The following is a 5,213-nucleotide window of genomic DNA, read 5'->3' as shown; positions in this document are numbered from 1 at the left end:
TCTAACCAACTTCACTATTTTTTATAATCTCGAACTTCCAATAATCACATTTCAGCAACCTCACATATACTGGAGTGAGTATTGAAACCCCATCGTTAATACTCAGCAACCTCCATAAATTTCGTTTTAATAAAAAGCGATCAGATTTAAAAAGTCAGATTGCTTTTTATTTCAGAAAAACCACACAACATATACGCAGCAACATATACTAAAAAGAGCATTTGCACTTGTCATCTGAGATAGGGGAATTTGGCATCCTCATCATGAAAAGATCGGCGTCCAAAAAAAATTTCCCTGCAGGGGGAAATTTTTTTTGGATTTTGGTCCTACTGCACAACAAAAAACAGACCCGAAGGGTTTTGAGACAAACTAGGAAACAAGACATATTCCGGTTTTAAATGTCATCGCAGCAGACAAAACGAAAAAACGCATTTAAAGCCCTTATAAGCGTTTTTGACGCATCCCCCTATTTCAATTACCTAAACAAAAATAAAAGCGCTCAGAATCGAATCTGAACGCTCTCAACGGCATTTTTGAAATGCACGACATATTTTTTTATACGTTTTATTTGCATCTTACATTACTACCCCCCTGTTAGAGTGAGGGGGTTCCAGCTGGCTACGGTGCTTCGCTTTTCGTTGCCACTCGACGACTGTCGTCGTCTTCCGCTCACACCTTCGCCAAACAAAACAGACGCACAAATATTTCTTTAATCTTACCATTTTTTACTCTTTCATGCCAACCGTACAATGCCCTGGCATTCTGCTTTGAATGGAGAGAAAAACCACAGCACCTATTTAGGTTCATAAGTGGGCACTGGTTCCCTAGTGACTCTTTTCGGGCGCTGCCCAAACCCGCCAACGGTAAGCCCGTTGGATCGCAAATATTCAAACCCCCTACCCCCGATCTTCGGGGGATGCCCCTTCGGCTGGCGCAAACAAACGGGGTTTGTTTGAATCAATAGGCTTTGGGTGTCGTGAATGAGTCAACTCCTTAATGCTCACTTTCGTTCCGCTTACCGTTGACTCATGCCATATATTTTCCACTCCATTTTTTAAACAGTAACGCTCCTTTTAAGTGCACACTTTTCCGAAACAACACAAAACAAACACAAACTTAATTCACCCATTATTGAACCCTTGTTGCGACTGATTTTTTTGCAAAACGCTCCCTTTCTTTGTGTGCAGGTGCGCTCCTTTTCAAACACAAAACATTACTCAATTCTTCTCACTTTTCCTTTTTATGGTGTGGCAGTTTTTCCGTTTCTGCCACATCACCACATTTTTCTCCTAAAAAAAGGTGTGTCAGAATTTCATTTTTAGGCACATTCCTTTCAAAAATCGCAACCACCACGAAACAAATCACACTGGGATTTCAAACATAAAGTGGTTGCAGTTTTCCCTTATGCTCTTTTCACCTTTTCCCGAATGTCTCTAGCGACACTTATTAAAATTTTTCTCTTTCAACCCGCTACGCAAAACAAAAACATTTTGCCTTTTGATCTAGGAGGGCGTAGCGTATACCGTAGCGAATGAATCATAAAGAGGTGAACCCGCTATGAAACCCGAAACCTACCTTTCTTCACAAGACATTGCAAACAAGCTCAATGTCTCCAGCGTCACGATACGCAAATACGCCGCCATGCTTGAGAAAAACGACTATAATTTCGCCAGAGACACTAAGGGATGGCGTCAGTATAATGAGTCCGATTTAGCCGCTATGGAGTATATATACACACACTCTAAATTAAGTGGTAAATCACTAGAAGAAGTAACCAAACTTGTAGCGACCTTGTATCGGTCAAACTTGTCCATATCGGATACCGCTACACCGCTACAAGATGTCAATGTCGCCGATCTCATTCAAAGACAAGAGGAATTCAATCGGGCCATCCTAAAACGACTCGAACAATTTGAAGAACAACAAAAAAAGCGAGATGAAAATCTCATGCTCGCTTTGAAAGAATCCATTGAAACAAAAAAAATGATTGCTGCTGCTCAACAAAAAAAGTGGTGGCAATTTTGGAAATAGGCCACCCATGAAAATGGCGCACTTATACACACCCCTGTGTGAGTGCTAAAATCTCTCGATTTCCGTCAAGCGTGTAATGAATGCTCCTAAATCCATCACATTAATTACAATCGTCATCACATTCACCTCCACAGTGAACGGATTCTATCACAAAAATATTCCTCAAAACGAAACATTGAAAAATAAAAAAATGCTTGCGGACACCGCAATTTTAAAAAATTTCTCAACCGAATTCATGATATTAAGAAAAATAAAAACAGGCTCTCAAACCTGTTTTTATCTCTATCAGTTACTATTCTTTACTTTTTCTTGTGCACAAAATAAAATACTCCATTGGCTTTACCATTCGATAATTTTTTAGGGATACGAACATATCCTTTTTTACTTAGCTTTCGACATCCCATACCTTGATTGTAACATTCTTTGAAATAGCCATCTCTTCTAATTTTATATGGTTTAAATGCTACATATCCTTTTTGTCCTTTTTTCAAATTAAAAGTAAAAGAAGTAGTAGTAGCTTTTACAGAAGTATAATTAATATTTAAAGAAGAATTCATAGCAATCTTTTCAACACTTGTAGCCGCACCATATGTAACAGCTATAGATTTACTATAAGTAACCCCATGTCCTAATGAACACGTACTAGTTGTACAACTAATATCTGCAGATACTTTTATAGGATCTCCAACATAAGAAGTAGATTTAGTAGGAACGAATTCTAGCCACGAACGAAATGACATTGTTGTAATTTTAGGTTCTTCATCTTGCAAAACATTTGATGAATCGTCTTCTGATACATAATTTAAATCTAAAGCATTATAATCTTGTGATGTTAACTCTATCAATTCACCTGTATCTGATAATTTAAATGCATTTACAAAAGCATCAAACTCTGGAGAATAAAATTTTTCACCATCATCAACGCTTACTGGTGAATTTAATTCTTCAGCCTGAGCAACCCCACTAAATACAAAAGAAAACATAAACATAGCTATCAAAAGCTTAAAACTTTTCATAAAATCCTCACCCTATAATTAGATTCGATATATTAAATATCCAATCTAATTATATAACAAATTATAGATAAATTATTATTTTTTTGAAAAGTTACCAAATAAAAACACAAGTGGGAATAATACTCCTAAAACAAAACAAGAAATTGCATAGTATGAAAACCCATATTCATTTATATCATTAATGCCCACACCATAAGCTAATTCAAGAATAGCTGTAAAAGCCTTAGCTAAAAATAATAAAAAAATACCTAACAAAAAAGATAGTCCACTCAACATCATAAATATTGAATTCATTCAACATCGCTCCTCTTATTCTCTATACCTTTATCTTCAACCACGAAATTGTAAAACAATAAGTGTTAACTTTCTATAGTACCGACCATTTTTAGTAATTAAGTAACAAAATTGCATTTTTTACTGTACTATGTAATTTTTTATTCCTACATGCCAATGAGCCATGACTTCAAACGTCTCATTGGCTACCTCATCATCATCTTCTTCAATTCTGATCAGATCTCCATCTTCCGCATCCGTCAAATTCAGTTCTTGATGGATCTCTTTCAAGATCCCGCCATAACCGATCAAACGCCTGGCATTCAATGCATCATCCAAATAATAAACAGTATCCAAATTTTCCTCGGTCACTTCATTCCCACGTATCACATCAGTGTCTTTCACTGGATACTTAGAAATCTCTAAAATGGCTTTCTGCTCTTCCATTTCTGCGCGCACTTCTTTTTCAATCGCTTCAGCATCGATTCCCTTTTTCCCTTTGACCCGCTGCACATGCACAATCGGTGTGTAATCCAATTTCATTGCACGCTTCCAAAGGCTTGTCCATTCTTTTTGATTAATATAGTTTTTCCCAAAGTAACCTTTACGAACAGGAATCAACACATGAAAATGCGGGTGATATGTATTTTGTTCATGATTTTTTGTAATCTCTAAAGCTCTGAAATAACCAAGCACCGCCGTTTTGACAGCTTTATATCCAAACAAGCGATTCCACGCTTTCATCATATCCGAAATGGTCTGTTTCAGATCATCACCTTCGACATTACGGACTGTCAACGTGAGGAATATCCACGCAGGCTTATACTGCCTGTTCGCTTCTTCCACAATCAATTTATTATGACTTGCAATCTTTAACGACCTTCGCCATGCACACATAGGGCATAACCTCACTTTACAAAAATAGGCTTGATATAATCGTAGTCTCCCCGTTTCTTTGTCTCTCCTAAACGCAAGACATTCCGCACAATCACATACTTTCTCTGCCTTTTTTCCGTAGTAAGGCGCACCGGTACGCTTTTCCAAAGCCTTATAATGATCAGACATCAACTTAGATTTTCGCTTTTTTCCTCTCCAATCCCGCTTTTTACCTGTTGCGGTTTTGTCCTCAAGGATGGTATAATCCGAATTGGAATCAACAAAATTACATGTATTACACATAAAAAAACCCTTTCTGACGCTAGTTCTCTAGCACTCTATTATTTTGGTTGGCACTTTAATAATAGCAGATGGGGTTTTTCACTGTCAAATCACCATTAAACCCTTGACACGACTGGAATTACAGCACTTTTTTAAAATTGAGTTGTTTCTATATGTATCAAGATAAGAAAAGACACGATTCTGACTCCGTCAAAATCGCCTAAAAATCTGGCGAAACCGCCATCTTTTTAAAAATCAAAACCCAAAAACAAAAAAGAAGCCAGACATACCAGCTCCTTCAAAATAAAAACAATATTCTCACTAGAGATTTTATCTTTCTTTACTTGCATGCATTGAGGGGAGGGTCACCCCTATTGAAATTCTAACCAAATGAACCATTTTTAATAACCTTAACTTTCAATGATCACTCTTCCACACTCTAGCATATAATAAAAAGAATTTTGATCTCCCCATTATCAATCTTCGTCTCAAACTCAAGCAATTTGATTTTACAATCAGATTGCTTTTTCCATTTCAGAAATCAAAACTTAAAATGTTTTTTAATAAAAATCTAAAACAGCCATAAGCTATAAAAAAAGCCCGCACACGTTAAAAGCATCCTGCTTATGTTCAGGGTGCTTTTTTAATCAAAGCAAAAAGGAGTCAGCAAAGTGCCGGCTCCTAAATACCTTTTCGCACGCGGAAACGTTAGCGTTGGAGGTTCTTCATTCAAAT

At 36.9% G+C, this 5,213-nt stretch carries 4 protein-coding genes; 1 reads left to right on the top strand and 3 read right to left on the bottom strand.

Annotated elements, in window-relative coordinates:
• Positions 1–1,557: 1,557 nt before the first annotated feature.
• Entirely contained in the window at positions 1,558–2,031 is a 474-nt protein-coding gene (locus NKR21_RS21115) for a DUF3967 domain-containing protein (RefSeq protein WP_144458570.1), read from the top strand.
• A 299-nt stretch (positions 2,032–2,330) separates the two neighbouring features.
• On the opposite strand, the gene NKR21_RS21110 is transcribed toward NKR21_RS21115, so the two are convergent.
• The 3 genes from NKR21_RS21110 to NKR21_RS21100 form a co-directional block, all read right to left on the bottom strand.
• The gene (locus NKR21_RS21110) at positions 2,331–3,047 is read right to left on the bottom strand and encodes a DUF6060 domain-containing protein (protein WP_144458571.1); all 717 of its coding nucleotides are present in this window, start codon (positions 3,045–3,047) and stop codon (positions 2,331–2,333) included.
• A gap of 75 nt (positions 3,048–3,122) precedes the next feature.
• Positions 3,123–3,341: a hypothetical protein gene (locus tag NKR21_RS21105; protein ID WP_144458572.1), complete on the bottom strand. Its 219-nt coding sequence runs from the start codon at positions 3,339–3,341 to the stop codon at positions 3,123–3,125.
• Between the two features lie 120 nt (positions 3,342–3,461).
• The gene (locus tag NKR21_RS21100) at positions 3,462–4,499 is read right to left on the bottom strand and encodes a protein rep (protein WP_253602607.1); all 1,038 of its coding nucleotides are present in this window, start codon (positions 4,497–4,499) and stop codon (positions 3,462–3,464) included.
• Positions 4,500–5,213 lie beyond the last annotated feature (714 nt).

Origin of the sequence: Bacillus sp. 1735sda2 (assembly GCF_024159245.1) — a bacterium.
Classification (GTDB): domain Bacteria; phylum Bacillota; class Bacilli; order Bacillales; family Bacillaceae; genus Bacillus; species Bacillus pumilus_O.
Note: the sequence above shows the minus strand (reverse complement) of the source record. Positions and strands in the feature narration are given on the sequence as shown.